This is a genomic window from Uniformispora flossi, from assembly GCF_049534875.1.
Lineage (GTDB): Bacteria > Actinomycetota > Actinomycetes > Streptomycetales > Streptomycetaceae > Yinghuangia > Yinghuangia aomiensis.
In genome coordinates, this window is sequence record NZ_JBMULZ010000001.1 from 775,472 (window position 1) to 793,717 (window position 18,246).

The 18,246-nt window shown below is 71.2% G+C and carries 15 protein-coding genes; 5 read left to right on the plus strand and 10 right to left on the minus strand.

Annotated elements, in window-relative coordinates; genetic code table 11:
* Positions 1–138 precede the first annotated feature (138 nt).
* The 3 genes from ACPA54_RS03465 to ACPA54_RS03475 form a co-directional block, all read right to left on the minus strand.
* Positions 139–954 carry a hypothetical protein gene (locus ACPA54_RS03465; RefSeq protein ID WP_423526602.1) on the minus strand — a complete coding sequence of 272 codons (816 nt, stop codon included), beginning with the start codon at positions 952–954 and terminating at the stop codon, positions 139–141.
* 473 nt (positions 955–1,427) lie between these two features.
* Positions 1,428–2,930: an MFS transporter gene (locus tag ACPA54_RS03470; RefSeq protein ID WP_423526603.1), complete on the minus strand. Its 1,503-nt coding sequence runs from the start codon at positions 2,928–2,930 to the stop codon at positions 1,428–1,430.
* 166 nt (positions 2,931–3,096) lie between these two features.
* A complete protein-coding gene (locus tag ACPA54_RS03475; protein ID WP_423526605.1) occupies positions 3,097–3,486 on the minus strand; it encodes a nuclear transport factor 2 family protein in 390 nt (129 codons plus the stop codon).
* Between the two features lie 239 nt (positions 3,487–3,725).
* Between ACPA54_RS03475 and ACPA54_RS03480 the strand changes: the two genes are divergently transcribed.
* Both ACPA54_RS03480 and ACPA54_RS03485 read left to right on the plus strand, forming a co-directional pair.
* Positions 3,726–6,500: an ATP-binding protein gene (locus tag ACPA54_RS03480; protein ID WP_423526607.1), complete on the plus strand. Its 2,775-nt coding sequence runs from the start codon at positions 3,726–3,728 to the stop codon at positions 6,498–6,500.
* A gap of 129 nt (positions 6,501–6,629) precedes the next feature.
* The gene (locus tag ACPA54_RS03485; protein WP_423526608.1) at positions 6,630–7,256 is read left to right on the plus strand and encodes a TetR/AcrR family transcriptional regulator; all 627 of its coding nucleotides are present in this window, start codon (positions 6,630–6,632) and stop codon (positions 7,254–7,256) included.
* An 18-nt stretch (positions 7,257–7,274) separates the two neighbouring features.
* Here ACPA54_RS03485 and ACPA54_RS03490 read toward each other — a convergent pair whose 3' ends face one another.
* The gene (locus ACPA54_RS03490) at positions 7,275–8,036 is read right to left on the minus strand and encodes a 3-hydroxyacyl-CoA dehydrogenase (RefSeq protein WP_423526610.1); all 762 of its coding nucleotides are present in this window, start codon (positions 8,034–8,036) and stop codon (positions 7,275–7,277) included.
* A gap of 68 nt (positions 8,037–8,104) precedes the next feature.
* On the minus strand, positions 8,105–9,295 hold the full coding sequence (locus ACPA54_RS03495; protein ID WP_423526611.1) for a thiolase family protein: 1,191 nt from the start codon (positions 9,293–9,295) through the stop codon (positions 8,105–8,107).
* A 298-nt stretch (positions 9,296–9,593) separates the two neighbouring features.
* On the opposite strand from ACPA54_RS03495, the gene ACPA54_RS03500 reads away from it, so the two are divergent.
* Complete coding sequence (locus tag ACPA54_RS03500; RefSeq protein WP_423526613.1) at positions 9,594–11,009, plus strand: aldehyde dehydrogenase family protein; 1,416 nt, start codon at positions 9,594–9,596, stop codon at positions 11,007–11,009.
* 143 nt (positions 11,010–11,152) lie between these two features.
* Here ACPA54_RS03500 and ACPA54_RS03505 read toward each other — a convergent pair whose 3' ends face one another.
* The 5 genes from ACPA54_RS03505 to ACPA54_RS03525 form a co-directional block, all read right to left on the minus strand.
* Positions 11,153–11,566 (minus strand): VOC family protein, encoded by a 414-nt coding sequence (locus tag ACPA54_RS03505; RefSeq protein WP_423526614.1) that lies wholly within the window; start codon positions 11,564–11,566, stop codon positions 11,153–11,155.
* Between the two features lie 150 nt (positions 11,567–11,716).
* Complete coding sequence (locus ACPA54_RS03510; protein ID WP_423526616.1) at positions 11,717–13,006, minus strand: hypothetical protein; 1,290 nt, start codon at positions 13,004–13,006, stop codon at positions 11,717–11,719.
* Between the two features lie 653 nt (positions 13,007–13,659).
* Positions 13,660–14,592 (minus strand): ADP-ribosylglycohydrolase family protein, encoded by a 933-nt coding sequence (locus ACPA54_RS03515; RefSeq protein ID WP_423526618.1) that lies wholly within the window; start codon positions 14,590–14,592, stop codon positions 13,660–13,662.
* A gap of 13 nt (positions 14,593–14,605) precedes the next feature.
* Positions 14,606–14,803 carry a hypothetical protein gene (locus tag ACPA54_RS03520; RefSeq protein WP_423526620.1) on the minus strand — a complete coding sequence of 66 codons (198 nt, stop codon included), beginning with the start codon at positions 14,801–14,803 and terminating at the stop codon, positions 14,606–14,608.
* Between the two features lie 641 nt (positions 14,804–15,444).
* The gene (locus ACPA54_RS03525) at positions 15,445–16,062 is read right to left on the minus strand and encodes an HD domain-containing protein (protein WP_423526622.1); all 618 of its coding nucleotides are present in this window, start codon (positions 16,060–16,062) and stop codon (positions 15,445–15,447) included.
* 280 nt (positions 16,063–16,342) lie between these two features.
* Between ACPA54_RS03525 and ACPA54_RS03530 the strand changes: the two genes are divergently transcribed.
* Positions 16,343–17,518, plus strand: a complete 1,176-nt coding sequence (locus ACPA54_RS03530; protein ID WP_423526623.1) for a NaeI family type II restriction endonuclease — start codon at positions 16,343–16,345, stop codon at positions 17,516–17,518.
* Between the two features lie 250 nt (positions 17,519–17,768).
* Positions 17,769–18,245: a very short patch repair endonuclease gene (locus ACPA54_RS03535; RefSeq protein ID WP_423526883.1), complete on the plus strand. Its 477-nt coding sequence runs from the start codon at positions 17,769–17,771 to the stop codon at positions 18,243–18,245.
* Position 18,246 lies beyond the last annotated feature (1 nt).

Below are 18,246 nucleotides of genomic sequence, written 5' to 3' on the forward strand. Positions count from 1 at the left end.
ACAAGCGGCCACACCTCTAAAACCGAACAACCGGAACGATCGGACAACCGGAACGATCGGAACGACCCGAACGACCGGAATGACCGACCACGTCGCGACGGCGGGGCCTGCGCGGCATGGCCTGCGGCAGGCTCCGCCTCACGGCGGCCATTCCTCCATCATCTGCGCCAGCGCCGGGTGCACCGCCCACATCTCGTCCCGCGTCACCGGTCCCGGATTCGCGGCGTGCTGCCGTGCCCGGACGTACTCGTACAGGCGGCGGAACAGGCGCGTGCCGCCGGTCTCCCACAGTTCGTCGGCGGCGACGGTGAGGTGGAAGAAGTACCAGGCGTAGTCGAAGAGGCCGCGGTCGAGGGCCTTCGGCAGGTCGGCGAGGTCGCGGTACGGGAGGTCGGCCGCGCCCAGGTCGTACCCGACGGCGGTCAGGGCCTGCACCGCCGGGAGCATGTCCGGTTCCATCTCGTTGAGATAGCCGATCATGCCCATGTTGGCGTGCAGTTCGACGAGCCACAGGTCGGGATATTTGTCCCAGCCTTGCTGGTGGTAGAGGTGCACCAGTTCGTGGACGTGGATCGCTTCGTAGTACGGCGTAAGCGATCCCTGCTCGCCGAATTCCTCGCGCAGGTTGGCACGCGTGGCGTCCGTCAAGTACGGCTCATACGAAGCAAGTTGGTCGGCGTAGAACGGTGCTTCGCCGATCGGCACGGCGATTTCCGCGGCATGTGCGTGGGGCATGCCGTACAGCGGCATGTCGGTGACGTCCGCCCAGTCGGATTCGCCCGCGACGCTCAGCCGCAAGTTCGGGGTGAAGTGCAGGGCGTCGGTCAGCCAGGTGACGACACGTTCGGTGCGGGCGGCGAGTTCGGTGGCGCGGGCTTCCGCGCCGGATGTCGCGCGGACCGCGAACGGGAACCCGGAGACCGGGCTCAGTCGACGTACTTCGGTGTTCGACATGCCGGACCTCCCAGGGGCGTTCCAGGACCACTTCCCGAACGACGACCAGAACGACTTACGGAACGACTAACAGAACGACTTACGGAACGACCTACTCCACGACACAGCCGCCGTGAAGCCGGCCGTGCGCTCGGATTTTCGATCGGATTCAGACTAACCCGATGCGCATTCGACTGGGATAAGTCCTTTTGGGTAGTCAATCGGTCACCCTTGGATGCCGTCGACTCACCGATGATCGACCGCCGCAGCGGTGATCCTCAGCATGCCCCGGCACGGCGACGGGAACCCTTCCGGCCGGAAAACTCCGGGAATCCGCCCGGAGGCGCCGCACGGACCAGCAAACGCAGATGCAGACAACGCAGACAACGCAGAGCGGCCCGGTGTCCGCCCCTCCGAGGGGGCGGGCACCGGGCCGCAATCCGGTCCGGCCGTCAGCTCGCGATCTTCCGATCGGCCGCGATCCGGTCCGGCGGTCAGCTCGCGATCTTCCGATCCGCAGTGTTCCGATCCGCGGTGCTTTCCGCCCGTGCCCCCGCTCCCGCCTTCGGCAGCAGCTGCACCAGCGCCGCCGTCAGCAGCGGGAAGGCGATCATCGGGATCATCGCCCAGGTGAAGGCGTGGGCGTAGTCGTTGGCGGCCAGGCCGCCGCCGAGCCGGTCGTAGAACACGATCCCCACCACCGCAACACCGAGCGCGCCGCCGACCTGCTGGGCGGTGTTGAGCACGCCGGCCGCCGAGGCTGCATACCGGGGGCTGACCCCGGCGAGCACGATCGGGGACATCGGGACGAGCGCGAAGCCCATGCCGTACCCGGCGATCAGGAAGCCCGGGACCAGCCAGCCGACGGAGCCGCTCACGCCGATCATGTGGACGGTGTCGCCGATGATCGCGTAGCCGATCGCGGTCAGCCCGCCACCGAGTGCGAGCACCTGGCGGCCGAGTTTCGCTGCGACCTTGCCGGCCTGGGCGGCGCCCACGAAGTAGCCGACGCCGAGCATCGTGAACAGCAGGCCCGAGCGCAGTGCCGTCATGCCCTGCCCCATCTGCAGGTAGAGCGCCAGCACGAGGAAGAAGGATGCCATGGCCATCTGGTAGGACAGTGTGACGGCGAGTCCGGCGGAGAAGGAGCGCTCGCGGAACATCGCCACATCCATCAGCGGCGACCCGCCGCGGGCGGCCAGGCGGCGCTGGTAGGCGACGAAGATGCCGAGGAGCACCGGGGCGGCGGCGAGCGACAGCCACGTCCACAGCGGCCAGCCCTGCTCGCGGCCCTGCACCAGCGGCAGCACGATGGCGACCAGCCCGAGCACCACCAGGTCCGCACCGACCAGGTCGAGGCGCGTGCCGCCGGTGCCGCGGCTCTCCGGGATGCAGCGCGGGGCGAGGACGATGGCGGCGATGCCGACGGGCACGTTGATCCAGAAGATGCTCCGCCAGTCGAGGCCGAACAGGTCGATCGCGATCAGACTGCCGCCGATGAGCTGGCCGAAGACCGCGGCGAAGCCGATGGTCATGCCGTAGGCGGTGAACGCCTTGGCCTTGCGGGCGCCGTCGTAGACCACGTTCACCAAGCCGAGGACCTGCGGCATCAGCAGCGCCGCGGCGACGCCCTGGACGACGCGGGCGACGATGAGCTGTTCGGAGTTCTGCGCCAGCCCGCAGGCCGCGGAGGCGACGGTGAACAGCGCCATGCCCGTGCCGAACATGCGGCGTCGGCCGAACATGTCGCCGAGGCGGCCGCCGAGGATCAGCGAGGCGGCGAGGGCCAGGCCGTAGCCGGCGACGACCCACTGGATCGCGGCGGCGCTCGCGCCGAGGTCGGCCTGGGTCGCGGGGATCGCGACGTTGACGATGAAGAAGTCGAGCGTGGTGATGAAGATGCCGCTGAGCAGGACGGCGAGCGGCATCCACGACGTGGTCGTCGGCGGGGCGGCCTCCGCCTCGGCGGCGCGCGGGGTGGTGGTGCTGGTCGACACGGTCGGATCCTTTCCGGGTGGCCGACCGGCGGTCGGCGGGCAGGCCTGGACGAGCGGATGGGCCTCGGCAAGCGGGCGGGCTTCGGTAAGCCCGCAGGCTTCGGTAAGCGAGCAGGCGTCGGTGCAGGCGTCGGTAAGCGGCGGGCGGGCTGCGGTAAGCGCGCCGTCACAGTCCGGCGGGGACCTTGTCGAGGAAGCCGTGGACGGTGGTGATGCGGCCGGCGGGGTCGAGGGCGACGACGTCGAAGCCGATGGCGAGGGCTTCGCCGCCCGCGGGGCCGAGGTGCCACGGGAAGCGGGCGATGTCGTGGTGGCCGTCGACCGGGCCGCCGAGGGTGAACACCAGCCCGGCGAACTGGCCTTGGACCGCGCCGATGACCGTGTCGATGCCGTCGTGTCCGGCGACCGCGGCGAGCGGGTCGGTGTAGGTGGCGTCGGGGGTGTAGGCGGCTTCGACGAGGGCGCGGCGCTTGACGGCGTCGGTCTCGTTCCAGGCGGCGAGGTAGCGCTCGACGGCGGCGGCGAAGTCGACGGTGGTGGCGGGGGTGGTGGTCATGGCGGTGGGTCCTTCCGTGTCTCCCGGCCGTGGTCGGAGAGGATCCGCCGGGCCGGTCCGCGGCCCCCGGTCTCGGTGTTCCGGGGTGCTTTCCGCAGGTCAAGAAGCTACGGAGATCGCCGAAGCACGGAATCAGTCACGCATAAGTACTTGGGTAAGTCGTCCGGTAGTCCGGCGTAAGTCACAGCCGCGGGCCTCCCCCGGCACGCCGGCCCGCGCGGGGCGCTACGGTGCGAAGCATGATCCACGGGCGGGCGCAGGAACAGGCCGCGGTCGAGTCGCTGATCGGCGCGGCACGCGACGGGACGAGCGGGGTCCTCGTGGTGCGCGGCGAAGCCGGCATCGGCAAGACGACGCTGCTCGACCATGCGGTCGCGGCCGCCGACGGCGTACCCGTCGTGCGCGGCACGGGGGTCGAGTTCGAGGCGGACCTGCCGTACGCGGGCCTCACCATGCTGCTGCGCCCCGCCCTCGGGCACGCGGCCGCGATCCCCGAGCCGCAGCGCCGCGCGTTGGACGCCGCGCTCGGCTTGGCGTCGGGGCAGGCCCCCGAGCCGATGTTCGTGGGCTTGGCCGTGCTGTCGCTGTTGTCGGAGTACGCGGGCGACGGGCCGCTGCTGTGCGTCGTCGACGACGCCCAGTGGCTCGACCGGGTCTCCTCCGACGCGCTGGTGTTCGCCGCCCGCCGCCTGCACGCGGAGGGGGTCGTGATGCTGTTCGGCGCCCGCGACGGCGAAGGCTCGTTCCCTGCGCCGGGGCTGCCGGAATTGCGGCTGTCCGGTCTGGCCGCGACGGACGCGGGGGCGCTGCTGGACGCGCATGCGGCCGGCCTGTCTCCCGCCGCCCGGTTCCGGGTCCTCGCCGAAGCGCACGGCAATCCGCTGGCGCTGCGCGAACTGCCCGTCGCGTTGGAGGGCGAGAACAAGGCGGCGGTCTTCCGGCCCGGCCAACTGCCGCTCACCAGCCGTCTCCAACTCGCCTTCCACGGCCAGGTCAGCAGGCTGCCCGAGGCCACCCAGTCGCTGCTGCTGCTCGCCGCGCTGGACGACACCGGGGACCTCGGAGTGGTGCTGCGGGCCGCCGAGACGCTCGGTGCCGGAGCCGCGGACCTGGAGCCCGCGCGTACCGCCGACTTGCTGCACGTCGCCGACGGGGTGCCGCGCTTCCGGCACCCGCTGATCCGCGCCGCCGTCCACCAGCGCGCCCCCCTCGACCGTCGGTTGGCCGCGCACCGCGCCCTCGCGTCCGCGCTCGACGCACCCGACCAGGCCGACCGGCGCGCCTGGCAGCTCGCCGCGGCCTCCACCGGGCCCGACGAAGACGTCGCCGACGCCCTGGAGGCGACCGCCGGGCGTGCCCGCGAACGCGGCGGCTACGCCTCGGCGGCCCGCGCGTACGAGTACGCGGCCCGTCTGACCGTCGATCCCGACGGCCGGGTACGCCGCCTCGCCCAAGCCGCCCAGTGGGCTTCCGAAGCGGGCGACCTCGACCGCGCCCGCGACTTCGCGGCCCGCAGCGCCGCGGGCGCCCACGATCCCGCCGACCGCGCCACCCTCGCCTTGGTGCACGGCCTCGCGGATTTCTGGCAAGGGGCCTTCCCCAGCGCGCACAAGGTGCTGGTCGCGGGCGCCGACGAGACCGCGGACGCCGTCCCCGGACAGGCCGCCCGCCTGCTCGTCCAGGCCGCCCACGCCGGGTGGTACGTCGGCGAAGCCGAACTCCTCACCACCATCGACCGGTTGGCTGCGATCGAGCTGCCCGCGGACGACCCGATCACCCCGGTCGCGCAGTACCTGGTCGCGGCACTCGGCCGCGCCGCCGAGGACCCCGACGGAGCGCCGCCCCCGCTGCTCGGCGACGTCCTCGCCGACGTGCGCCGCATCGAGGACGCCTCAGGTGCCGAAGTCGACGCCCGGGTCCTGCAGTTGCTGTGCGGGCTCGCCCTGACCCAGGGCCAGGACTCCGACGCGCACGACCTCGCGGCGCGCCTCGTCGAGGACAGCCGGAAGCGCGGCGGCATCGGACGGCTGCCCACCCTGCTGTTCTTCAAGGTCGAAGCGGAGCAGTTCCAAGACCTGCACACCGATGCCCTCGCCACCGCCACCGAAGCCCTCCGCTTCGCGGAAGACACCGGGCAGCAGCAGTGGATCAGCCAGTTCCACAGCGTGCTCGCGCTGCTGCGCGCGGTCGAAGGCGACGAAGAAGCCTGCCACCGGTCCGCCGACGCAGCCCTCGCCACCGGAACCGGCGGCGCCATGGCCGCGGGCACCCCCTGGGCCTACTGGGCACTCGGCATCCTCGACCTGGGCCTCGGCCGTGCCGGCGCCGCCGTCACCCGCCTGGAACAGCTCGCGCGGGCACCCCTGCGCCATCACATCTGCGCCACCCGCAGCGCGCCCGACCTCGTCGAATCCGCCGTCCGGATCGGTGAACCCGAACGGGCAGCCGATCAGTTGGCGCGCTTCGAACGCTGGGCCGAACGTTCCCGCCAACGCTGGGCCCAAGCCATGGTGCTGCGCTGCCAGGCCCTCCTCGCCGACGACGACGCCGCCGAAGACCTGTGGACCGCCGCCCTCGCCCGGCACGAGCCCGACCGGCGGCCGATGGAACGCGCACGCACCGCACTCCTGTACGGCGAATGGCTGCGCCGCATGCGCCGCAAGACCGACGCGCGCACCCAACTCCGCACCGCACTGGAGGAGTTCGAACGCCTCGGCGCTCGCCCCTGGGCCGAGCGGGCGCGCGGCGAACTGGACGCGTCCGGCACCGCGTCGGCCGCCCGCGCGAGCGCCCCGCCGACCGGCGCGCTCGCCGTCCTCACCCCGCAGGAACTGCAGATCACCCGGCTCGCCGCGCAGGGGCTGTCGAACCGCGACATCGCCGCGCAGCTGTTCCTCAGCCCGCGCACGGTCGGACACCACCTGTACAAGGCGTATCCCAAGCTGGGCATTCTCTCCCGGACCGAACTTGCGGCGATCCCGGACCTGGCGCCGGCGGCGCAGTCCGGCGGCTGACACCTGACTTACCGTCAAAAATGCGCCGCAGCCGGCCTCATGTGCCTGCTGCGCATATCGAGCGCTCGCTAGACTCGGATTTCGCCTGCGCGTCGGCGCAGGCCACGGCAAGGCGGAGGACGTACGGGCATGGTGGCGGATCTGCGGCCGGACGGCCACACGGACTGGCGGGCCTACGAGCCGGTCCGACTGCCGCCCATCCTCGCCGCGTCACTGGACGCGTTCGACGAGCACGGCTACCACGGCACGACCGTACGCGACATCGCACGCCGCGTCGGCGTCACCGTGCCCGCGCTCTACTACCACTACCAGAACAAGCAGGCACTGCTCGTCGAACTGCTCCTCGGCTCGATGAACGCGGTGCTGGGCCGCTGCCGTTCGGCCGTCGAGGAAGCCGGGCCGGACCCGGTGGAGCGGTTCAGCGCGCTGGTCGAGTGCATCGTGCTGTACATGGCCAACCGGGCACCGATGGCGTTCCTGGACACCGAGACGCGCAGCCTCGAACCGGACAACCGGGCCAGGTACATCGCGATGCGCGACGAACTCGAAGCCCTCGTACAGACCAGCGTGCGCGATGCGGTGGCCCGCGGCGACTTCACCACCCCGTACCCGGTGGACGCCGGGCGTGCGGTGCTGACGATGGCGCAGGCGGTGGCGAACTGGTACCGGCCGTACGGTCGCCTGACGCCGCAGGAGATCGCCGGCCGGTACGTGGAGATCGCGCTTGCCGCCGTCGGGCACCGCACGAAGGACTGACTTCCGCTTGCCTCCGGACTACTTCGGTGCCATCCGGATCGCCCCGTCGAGGCGGATCACTTCGCCGTTGAGCATGCCGTTCTCCACGATGTGCGCGACGAGTGCGGCGAATTCGGACGGCTGCCCGAGGCGGCTGGGGTGCGGCACCTGGCTGCCCAGCGAGTCCTTCGCCTCCTGCGGCAGCGAGCCGAGCAGCGGAGTCTCGAATGTGCCGGGCGCGATGGTCATCACGCGGATCGCCCGGGCGGCGAGGTCGCGGGCGGCGGGCAGCGTCAGCGCGACGATCCCGCCCTTGGAGGCGCTGTAGGCGGCCTGTCCGATCTGGCCGTCGAACGCGGCCACCGAGGCGGTGTTGACGATCACGCCGCAGTCGCCGTCGAGCGGGTCGTTGCCGACCATGCGCTCGGCGGCCAGCCGCATGACGTTGAAGGTGCCGACGAGGTTGATGCGGACCGTCCGCTCGAACAGGTCGAGCGGGAAGGCGCCGTTGCGGCCGACCGTGCGGGCGGCGCTGCCGATTCCCGCGCAGTTGACGGTGATGGCGAGACGTCCCATCGTCTGCGCCATGTCGAGCGCGGCGCCGACCTCGTCCTCGGACGTCACGTCCGCGGCCGCGAAGACCGCGCGGTCGCCGAGCGCCGCGGCCGCGTCCTTGCCGGCCGTGCCGGGCAGGTCGAGCAGGACGACGGACGCACCCTTGGCGTGCAGGAGTTCCGCCGTCGCCCGGCCGAGGCCCGAAGCGGCCCCGGTGACGAGGGCGACGTTTCCTTCGATACGCATGATGTCTGTCCCTCGGGTCGAGGCCGGCCGGGTCGGGCGGAACTCCCGCCATTACCGCTGATGCTTCGTCAGAGCCGTTCGATGACGGTGGCGTTCGCCATGCCGCCGCCTTCGCACATGGTCTGGAGGCCGTAGCGTCCGCCGGTGGCCTCCAGCACGCCGAGCAGGGTGGCCATGAGGCGTCCGCCGGACGCGCCGAGCGGGTGGCCGAGCGCGATGGCGCCGCCGCGGATGTTGGTCTTCGCCAGGTCGGCGCCGGTGTCCTTCGCCCAAGCCAGCGGCACCGGGGCGAACGCCTCGTTGACCTCGAACGCGTCGATGTCGTCGATGTCGAGCCCGCCGCGCTCCAGCACCTTGCGGGTCGCCGGGATCACCCCGGTGAGCATGAGCAGCGGGTCGTCGCCGGTCACCGCGAACGCATGGAACCGGGCCCTCGGGGTCAGCCCGAGCGCGTTCGCCTTCTCCTCGCTCATGATCAGAACGGCCGAGGCGCCGTCCGTCAGCGGCGACGAATTCCCCGGGGTGATGCGCCAGTCGATCTCCGGGAAGCGCGCGCCCATGGCCTCGTGGACGAACGCCGGCTTCAGCCCGGCGAGCCCTTCCGGAGTCGTCGACGCGCGCACGGTCTCGTCGACGCGGTGCTCGTACGCCGACCCGTCCGGCCCGGTGACCGCGATCGGCACGATCTCCCGGTCGAAGGCACCCGCGGCGGCGGCCTCGGCCGCGAGCCGGTGCGAGCGGGCCGAGAAGGCGTCGAGTTCCTCGCGGTCGAACTTCCAACGAGCCGCGATGAGTTCGGCGGAGTAGCCCTGCGGGATCAGGCCGTCGGGGTACCGCTCGGCCAGCGGTTCGAACGGGTTGCGGCCCTGCGCGGTGAAGCCCATCGGCACCCGGCTCATGGACTCGACGCCCGCCGCGATGGCGATGTCGTACGCGCCCGCGATCACGCCCTGCGCGGCGAAATGCGCGGCCTGCTGGCTGGATCCGCACTGCCGGTCGACGGTGGTGCCGGGCACCGACTCGGGGAAGCCCGCGGCGAGGAGCGCGCTGCGGGCGATGTTGAGGGCCTGGTCGCCGCCCTGCGAGACGCAGCCGGTGATGACGTCGTCCACGAGCACCGGGTCGAGGCCGTTGCGCTCGACCAAGTGGCGCAGCACCTCCCCGAGCAGGGCCACCGGGTGGGTGCCGGACAGCGCGCCGCCGGGCTTGCCTTTGCCGGAAGCGCTGCGGACGGCGTCGACGATCACTGCGGTGGTCATGGGGCGGTCTCCCGTCGCGGTGGTGGGCGAGGTGGGCGAACTGCGGTGACACGGGCCGATCGGCAGCCCCCGACGCGGCGTGACGCCGGGGCGGCGATAGGCACACAGAGTTACTGAACGGGCGCTAAGCCCAGCCTATCCCGGGCCTCGCTCGGGGTGTCAAGCATCGAACCGACGCACAAGGCGGATTTCCGACCGCCGAGTCGGGATCGCGGGGAGAGTGCACAGCTGTCCCTCTGGACTTACCGGCGCCGCCCGGTCAGGGTCGGGACCACGAACCACGAGAACGGAGCCGTCCATGACCGCCACCCCCTCCATGACCATCGACGGCGCGGCGGTCGAGACCGCCGCGACCATCGGCGTCGTCAACCCGGCGACCGGCGCGGTCTTCGCGCAGGCCCCGGACTGCTCGCGCGACCAGCTCGACGCCGCGTTCGCCGCCGCCGACCGCGCGTTCGCCGCGTGGCGCCGCGACGAGGATGCCCGCCGCACCGCCCTGCGCGCCTGCGCCGCCGCGCTGACCGCCCGCGCGAACGACATCGGCGCGATCCTCACCGCCGAACAGGGCAAGCCGCTGGGCGACGCGGTCCGCGAGGTCTACACCGCCGCCGCCTGGCTGAACTACTACGCGGGCCTCGAACTGCCCCGCGAGGTCATCCAGGACGACGAACGCGGCCTGGTCGAGGTGGTCCGCCGCCCGGTCGGCGTGGTCGCCGCCATCACCCCGTGGAACTTCCCGCTCACCCTCGCGTTCTGGAAGATCGCCCCGGCGCTGCGGGCGGGCAACACGGTCGTCATCAAGCCGTCGCCCTACACTCCGCTGTCCACGCTGATCGTCGGCGAGATCCTGCGCGACGTCCTCCCGGCCGGCGTGGTCAACACGGTCAGCGGCGGCGACGAACTCGGCGCGTGGATGACCGCCCACCCGCTCGCCCGCAAGATCAGCTTCACCGGCTCGGTCGCCACCGGCAAGCACGTCGCCGCGTCGGCCGCCCCCGACCTCAAGCGCGTCACCCTTGAACTCGGCGGCAACGACGCCGCGATCGTCCTCGACGACGCCGACCCGGCGAAGATCGCCGAGCGCATCTTCTGGGGCGCGTTCACCAACAGCGGCCAGGTGTGCGCGGCCGTCAAGCGCGTGTACGTCCCCGAGTCCCTGCACGACGACCTGGTCGAGGCCCTCGCGGCGCAGGCCAAGGCGGTACGCGTCGGCGTCGGCACCGACGAGGGCGTGCAGCTCGGCCCGGTCAACAACAAGCCCCAGTTCGAGCGGGTGAACGAACTCGTCGAGGACGCGCTGGCCGGCGGCGCGGTCGCCGTGGCGGGCGGCCAGCGCCTGGAGGTCGGCGACGGCGGCGGCTACTTCTACGCGCCGACCATCCTCACCGGGGTCGGCAACGGCTCGCGCATCGTCGACGAGGAGCAGTTCGGGCCCGCGCTGCCCGTGGTCACGTACCGCGACCTCGAGGCGACCGTCGACCACGTCAACACCGGCCGCTTCGGCCTTGGCGGCTCGGTGTGGTCCGGCGACCCGGACCGCGCCGCGGACGTCGCCGCCCGCCTCGACGTCGGCACCGCCTGGGTCAACACCCACCTCGCCCTCGCCCCGAACCAGCCCTTCGGCGGCGCGAAGTGGAGCGGCATCGGCGTGGAGAACGGGCCTTGGGGACTGTACGGGTTCACGGAGCTGCAGGTGCTGCACCGGGCGCGGTGATCCGGACCCCGGTTTCCGACCGCGGCCGGAGGAGGTAGGGCTCGACACCGGGGCCGGGCGGCTTGGTGCCGCCCTGCCCCGGTGCGTTCAGGCTTGGGTTGGGCTTTCGGTGGCGCTTTCGGTGGCGCGCTTTAGATTGCGCTTCAGGTGGCGCTTTCGGTGGATCCCTCGGTGGGTCCCTCGGTGGCTGCCAGTTCCGCGGCGCTGCGTTCGACGCAGAACTCGTTGCCTTCCGGGTCCGCCATGACGGCCCAGCCCTTGCCGTCCGGCGTCCGGCGGTCGTCGACGACGGTCGCACCCAGGGCGGTCAGCCGTTCGACCTCGGCGTCGCGGCTGCGGTCCCGCGGCTGGAGGTCGAGGTGCACCCGGTTCTTGATCTCCTTGGGCTCCGGCACCCGCTCGAACAGCAGCCCCACGACCGGGTTCTCGACGAGCACCTCGTCGTCCCCGGGCTCATCGCCTTCGCCGAGCTTTCCGCCGAGCGCCTCGGCCCAGAACAGCGCCAGCGTGTACGGCTCACGGCAGTCGATCGTGACATGACGTACAGAAGATGACATGGGGCGATCCTAGGCGCGGTGGGGCGAGGGCGGGGCGCGCGGCCCGCTCGGGACGGGGCGGGTCGGGCGGCGGCGTGGCTGCCGGTGATGTGGCTTGCCGGTGGCGTGGCTTGTCGGCGGCTTACCGTGTCGGCCTGACTTACCGGCGACTTATGGTGTCGGTGTGGCATACCCGTCGTGGTATGGCGCCTTCGCGTTCACGGCGGACATGCGGTCGGTCAGGACGGACCAGGGCTGGTCGTCGAGGCCGACCACGCCGACGTTGCCGTCCGCGCCGTCGGGGGTACGTCCGCCGGCGGGCTGGTCGACGTACCGGAACCAGTGCACGCCCACGATCCACGGCGTGTCGAAGAACGTCTGCGCGACTTGGGCGTAGCGCTCGGCGCGCCGGTCCTGGTCGGCGTCGACAATCTGGGCGCCGGGCACGGTGTTGGGCAGTCCGGCGTCGGCGGCGAGGGCGGTGAAGCCGGACACCAGGACCGGGCGTCCGCTCAGCTCGTGGAACGCCCGCAGATCGGGTTCCGCGGCGACCACCGACGATCCGCCGAGCGTGGTGGTGAACTCTTTCGCTTCATCCGTCGCTTGGAAGGCGTCGACACTGAACACGTCCACCCAGGAACCGGCTTCCTTCACCACCTCGACAGGGGTGGACAGCAGCGAGGCGCGGAACCCGAGGATGAGGTGGTGCCGGTCGACCTGGCGCACCGCGCGCGTCGTCACCTCGAAGTAGCGCCGGGCGGCGACCCGGACGAAGCCCTGCGGATCGCCGCGGTATTGCTCGGCCGTCAGCCGCCCCGGCGCGCCGTCGGGGAGCGCGAGGTACGCCTCGAGCAGCGTCGTACTGCCGCTCTGGCCCAAGCCCCAATTCGGCTTGTCGTCGAGGTACCAGCCCATCAGGTACGGGTCGACGGCAAGCGGCGCCACTTTGGCACGCACCACATCGGCAGCGTGGTCGGCGAACGCGGGATCGAACCAGTCATGCGTGGTGCCGGACTGGCCGCCGGGCTGCCAGCCGCCGTCGAAGTCCAGCTGGGGAACGTACGCAAAGCTCGGCCCGAACATCGCATAGTCCGACCCGGCCCCGAGCGTGTTGAAGCCCCACGTACCGAGCCGCTTGGTCGTCGCGGAGATCCAGTCCGCCGGATCGGGATAGGCGGCCGACATGGCGGCGCAGTATGTGCAGGTGCCGGTCGCACGATCGGTGTCCTCGCCGGGCCGCACCGCATCGACGCCCAGCGAGTAGAACGGGCGCCCGTCGGGCGTGCGCAACCCCCAGCGGCCGTCCGCGTCCTTGTCCACGCGGTAGAAGCCGAACGTCTCGCTGGGGAGCGGCCCGGCCGGCAGCGTGTCGAAGTTGGGCCCGAACCGGTCGCGGCCGTCCCGTCCGGAGTCGGTGTAGGAGAGCGCGACTAGCGTGCCGGTCGTGATGGTGAGGGCCACGATGAGGAGGGAGACGGTCCACACGAGGTAGCGGCGGCGGCGCGGGGGTGGCGGCGGTGTGGGACTGTCCGGCTTGGCGGGAACGGGGGCGGGACGGCGTTCGAAGGCCGCGCGGCCGCGGAACGCACTTTGGGGAAAGACTCGTTGACGGCTTTCTCGTTCGCGGATCGGCCGTTCGGACCTCGAGGTTTCGAGCGCTGCGCGTTCGGGATCCGGGCGTTCGAGCGCGAGACGCTCGGATCGCACGCGCTCGATGGCCGAAAGCTCAGGGGCCGGAGGCTCGGGGGCGGCATGCCCGGAAGCCGAACGCTCGGACTTGCGCCGCTCGGACCTCGGGCGCTCCCCGCGCAGTTCCTTCGGCAGACGATGCCTCGCCTCGCGCCCCATGGCCGACTCCCCGTGTGCCGCGTCTGGTTACGGTGGTGCGTACAGGTGGTGCGTACAGGTGGTGCGGTCGTTCGATGGTGCGATCGTCCGTGGTTCTGTGGTGCTCGTGCACTGGTTCGGTGGTGCGGGGGTGCACTGGTGCGGTGGTTCTGTGGCCCGCCGGCTCTTCGGCGTGATGCGTCGCTCGATGCGGTGGATCTCGGGCTTGGGTGTCCGCGGTGTGGTGTGCCGTCAGCGGACGCCGTGACCCTACCGCGTGGGGCGCGTCATCCGGCCAGTGCGTCCGCCAAACGCGCCAAGTCGTCGGCGCACCAGACAGCTCGTTCGCCGGGCCGGGCGCCGGGGAGCGGGACGTGAACGGCCGCGCGCCAGGCGGCCGGAATGCCGTCGAACCCGTAGACGGCCCCGGCGAGCCCGCCGGTGATGGCGGCGACGGTGTCCGTATCGCCACCCAGATCCACCGCGACACACACCGCATCACGGAACGTGCGCGTATGCCGCAAGGCCCACACGGCGGACCCGAGCGCGGGCCACACCGCACCGTTGAACTCGGTGGCCTTGTCCGGGTGCCAGTCCTCGACCAACACCGTTTCCCAGCGGTCGCGTTCGTCTTCCCGCACCTGCGCAAGAGCCGTCGGCAGGGCGGCGATCGGATTGCCACCGTCCAAGGCCACCCGGGTCAGCTCGTGGAAGATCACGCAGCCCTCGCCCGTCGCCGGATCGGCATGCGTGAGCCGCGAGATCGCCCGCGCCACCTCGGCACTCCGCGGACGCGGCAGCGTGGCCCCGTACAGCGCCCCGGCGATCGCCCGCATGAGCGAGCCGTTGCCGGCCGCGAGGTGATGGTGCGCGACGTAGTCGTCGGCCGCCTGGTCATACGGCAGGCCGGAGCTGAGGACCACTTCGGTCTGAAGCCCGACATCCTTGGGATCCGCGGCCATCCACGCCACGAACCGCCCGAACATGTCCGGGAGTTCGACACCACGGCGATCGACGATCGACAGGGCAACGTGGACGGCCATCTGGGTGTCGTCGGTGGCTTCGCCCGGGTCCCAGCCTCCGCCGCCGTCGAGCTGCACGTCGTCCCAGGACGGGAAACGCGCGGAGAGCCCGCCGGGCGCGGTGAGTTCGAAGGGCGCGCCCAGAGCGTCCCCGATGGCGGTGCCGACGAAGGCGGCAGCGTGCGTGGATCGGTTCATGCGCTCACGCCGCTCAATGCGGGTTCGGCGGTTCCATACAGCCGAACTCCATGATCGTGCCGCCGACCCGGGCGGCCGGCTCGGGGCCGCCGACCTCGCCGTACACACACCCGGCGACACCGACCTTCAGCCCGTACACGACCCACTCCCCCGCCACCCGAGTCTGCACCCGCGCCGCATCGAACCCGGCCGCGACCAGCGCCGAGGTCACCCCTTCGGGCGTCGGCTTGCCACTCCCGCTCCGATTCCCATTCGCGCTGCCGCTCCCACTCCCACCGCCGGCGCTCGACATGCCCGCCAACGCCGCCCGCACCGCCACCTGCGCCGCCTCGACGGCCGCCCGATCCCCTTCCGGCAGCGGCTGACGGCGCTTCCACGCGGTGTTGTCCTCGTAATTGGGCGGCGCGTCGTCACCCCCCTCGCGGCGAGGGGTAGGCGACCCGGCAGCAGGGCCGGTGCCCGCGGTACGGCTGGGGCCGGGGGGCTCGCACACCGGCGGCGCAACGTCCTGCGGTCCCGCAACCGGCACCGGCACACACGTAGCGCACACCCGCTCCCCCGGACTCTCCACCACCCCAGTCGGCTCGGCCCACCGCTGCCGCCCACCGGCGGCGTCGGCCTCCTGCGTACCCTCGCCGCACGCACCAAGGCCAAGCGTGAGGATCGTGACCATCGCTGCGGCCGTGCCTGCGGTGCGCACGGCAGTGGCACGTCCACGTGAGCGCCGTATACGCCGGCACGTCCGCAACCAAGCGTGTGTCCCCGTCATGGGGGCATCATGCCGCGCGAGGCGAGGGTCGGCCGGGGTGGGGTCTCGGCGGGACGCGTCGCCGTCAACCGCGCCCTCGACGTCTACCAACGCGGAACGGCATCCCCCGCCACCGGATGCCGGGCCTGGAACGCCAGCCGCATGTCCGCGTCCGCCGCCAGGTCCGTCAGCACATCGTCCAACCCCGCGAACACCTCCCACGGCTCCCGCCGCCCGCCCTCCGCCGCGACCAGCCGGGCGACGACCAGGTTCTCCAGCTGCTCGACCCGTACGCCCTTCCACACCTTGTCGGCCAAGCACACCAGCAAGTCCTCGACAGGCAGGCCGGGTTGCGCCCACGTCCCGTGCGTACACGCGAACCGCGCCATCTCCGCGGCGACACCGCTGTCGTACAACAGCTCGTACCCGCCCAACTCGTGCGCGTGCCCCGGCCCCGACAGTTCCTCCGGATGCGCCACCTTGCCGATGTCATGCGTGGCCGCCCCGAACAACACCGCCTCCCGGTCGAACTCCAACCCGGGATAAGCCCGTTCCACCCACCCCACGAGGCGCCACGCCACGTCGTGCACCAACCGCAAATGCGCAGCAAGCCGAGGCGGCGCCTCCACCCGACACAGCAACTCCGCCACCCACACCGGCAAGGGCCGCGGATCCGGATCCCCCGAATCCACCAACGCCCGCCGCAACGCATCAGACACCATCACCTAACGGTACGTCACCCTCCCCTGCACTCCCGTAACAACTCCCCCGCCGACGGATGAACTTCGTCCGGCGGTTAGGCCGCCTCTCCAGCGAGTCAGGATCCCCGTGAACGCATCGCCGTCGCCCCCGCTCCGGGCGCCGCTCTCCCGACGGCCTCTCTTTGGCGGAGCCGCATCGTGACAGACAACCCAACGGCCTGCAGGAGCAGAACGATTCATCGTGCCGTTCACAGATAGGCCACCGAATCCGCCACCCCGGAAACCTGCCAGACTTTCCTGCGTGACGACACAAGAGGGCCTCCCTTTCCCGCAGGGTGCTGCGCAGGCCGGCATGCAGGAGTCGCGGGCGTTGGCTGCGAAGCACTCACGCCGTAACACCTTCCGTACCTGGGATCCCCCGCGCGGGGCCATGAGCAAGATGCCGCGCGAGTGGCGGATCCCGGCAGGCCTCACGCAGGACATCCCTGACGACCTTGCTCCGTTCGTGACGTGGTTCGCCGAGCAGCCGGAGGCACGGGAGCGTTTCCGTTGGGCACTCCGCGACTCCCTCGACGAGTTGCTCGACGGCCAGCGGACGGGGCGGTGGGCGTACCAGCATCTGACGAAGACTGAGAGGACTCATCTCGGCACGACCGTCGAGGTGAACCTCACCAAGGAGTTCGCCATCGACAACGGCGCAGACCTCGACTGGTCCATCGCCGGCCTCGACATCGACTGCAAGTTCTCCAAGGATCTCGGCGGCTGGGAGATCCCCATGGAGATGTACCTGTGCGCCGACCACGGCGAGCGGAGCGGCCGTGCCGACCATGCCGCACTGCTGACCTGGATGAACGACGACACGAGCCAGTGGGCCGCGGGCGTAGTGCGGATCACTGATGAGCGCCTGCGCTGGAAGAAGGAGCGGAACGCAGACGGCAACCGTGTCCGTGCCTACAACCGGGACAACAAGCGCAAGATCTCCGAGAGCGCCAAGTCCCAGGTGTACTGGCTCTGGGGCGGGCTCCAGTCGGATCTGCCGACGAACCTGCTGCTCCACCTGGATGCCGCAGCACGCGAGCGGATTCTCACAGCATCGCTGCCGCGCCGCGCCTCGTCGGGCCAGCAGCGGGTGAACCAGCTGTTCCGCGAGGTGCAGGACCGGGTCATCGGCCGACAGACCGTGCTAACCGTGGGTCAGCAGGATGACGCGCCGAAGCGAGCCCGCGACGCGCGGAAGCGGCTGCGCCGAGAGGGCATCGTCGTGCTGGGCCACCAAGGCTCCCATCCGAACATCGCCCGTGCGCTCGGATTGCTGGTACCGGTCAAGGGTGAGTGGATCTCCACCCGCCTCGTTCCAGTCCCGTCTGACGATGTGCGGCCGAAGTTCTCGCTCGACGGCCAGTGCTGGGCACGCGCTCGTGGGGATGACCCGGTGCAGCTTGATCCGGTTCCGGCGCCCGACCTGCCTGACAGTTGAGAAATCGATGCGCCGGACTGCTCCGGCTTCAGCACCCACTAGCAGCTGCCCGGGTCTCAGAGATCCCGACAGAAATCACCTAGCAGCACGGAGTTCCGACGCCATGGGCGGAGAATCCACCGGTATACGAAATGCGGCCGCACATCCGTCGACGGCGGGTGGGCCAGGTACCGTCGAAGTGGACGGTACTCGGTGCCGTCCAACTGACGACGACCCGGTGACCACCGCTCCTGAAACCCCGAAGACAACGATGACGCCTTCTTCTGATTCCTCGGCCGCACCCCCGGAGTGGACAGCGCCGGACGGGTCCTGGGCATCCTCAGCGGCGAACCGGCGCAGCATGCGCGGCAACAGGAGCCGGGACACGTCTCCGGAGCTTGCGCTGCGCAAGCTCGTGCACGCCGCAGGCCTCCGCTACCGAGTCGCCGCCAAGCCCCTGCCGGGCATGCGCCGGACGGCTGACCTGGTGTTCCGTCCGGTCCGCGTCGCAGTCTTCATCGACGGCTGCTACTGGCACGGCTGCCCGGAACATTACGTCCCGCCGAAGACGAATCCGGATTACTGGCGCAACAAAATCGCCCGCAATATCGAGCGGGACCACGACACGGACGCGAAACTCGTCGAGAACGGATGGACGGTCCTCCGGTTCTGGGAGCACCAGCCTGCCGCAGACTGCGCACGACAGGTGTGTGCCACGGTGACGCGGCTGAAGAAACTGGAGGGCTGAT

Coding starts and splice junctions, on each gene's coding strand:
- ACPA54_RS03535 (WP_423526883.1), top strand. CDS start 17,769: ATGACGCCTTCTTCTGATTCCTCGGCCGCACCCCCGGAGTGGACAGCG.
- ACPA54_RS03490 (WP_423526610.1), bottom strand. CDS start 8,036: ATGCGTATCGAAGGAAACGTCGCCCTCGTCACCGGGGCCGCTTCGGGC.
- ACPA54_RS03515 (WP_423526618.1), bottom strand. CDS start 14,592: ATGAACCGATCCACGCACGCTGCCGCCTTCGTCGGCACCGCCATCGGG.
- ACPA54_RS03495 (WP_423526611.1), bottom strand. CDS start 9,295: ATGACCACCGCAGTGATCGTCGACGCCGTCCGCAGCGCTTCCGGCAAA.
- ACPA54_RS03465 (WP_423526602.1), bottom strand. CDS start 954: ATGTCGAACACCGAAGTACGTCGACTGAGCCCGGTCTCCGGGTTCCCG.
- ACPA54_RS03500 (WP_423526613.1), top strand. CDS start 9,594: ATGACCGCCACCCCCTCCATGACCATCGACGGCGCGGCGGTCGAGACC.
- ACPA54_RS03475 (WP_423526605.1), bottom strand. CDS start 3,486: ATGACCACCACCCCCGCCACCACCGTCGACTTCGCCGCCGCCGTCGAG.
- ACPA54_RS03525 (WP_423526622.1), bottom strand. CDS start 16,062: ATGGTGTCTGATGCGTTGCGGCGGGCGTTGGTGGATTCGGGGGATCCG.
- ACPA54_RS03505 (WP_423526614.1), bottom strand. CDS start 11,566: ATGTCATCTTCTGTACGTCATGTCACGATCGACTGCCGTGAGCCGTAC.
- ACPA54_RS03480 (WP_423526607.1), top strand. CDS start 3,726: ATGATCCACGGGCGGGCGCAGGAACAGGCCGCGGTCGAGTCGCTGATC.
- ACPA54_RS03485 (WP_423526608.1), top strand. CDS start 6,630: ATGGTGGCGGATCTGCGGCCGGACGGCCACACGGACTGGCGGGCCTAC.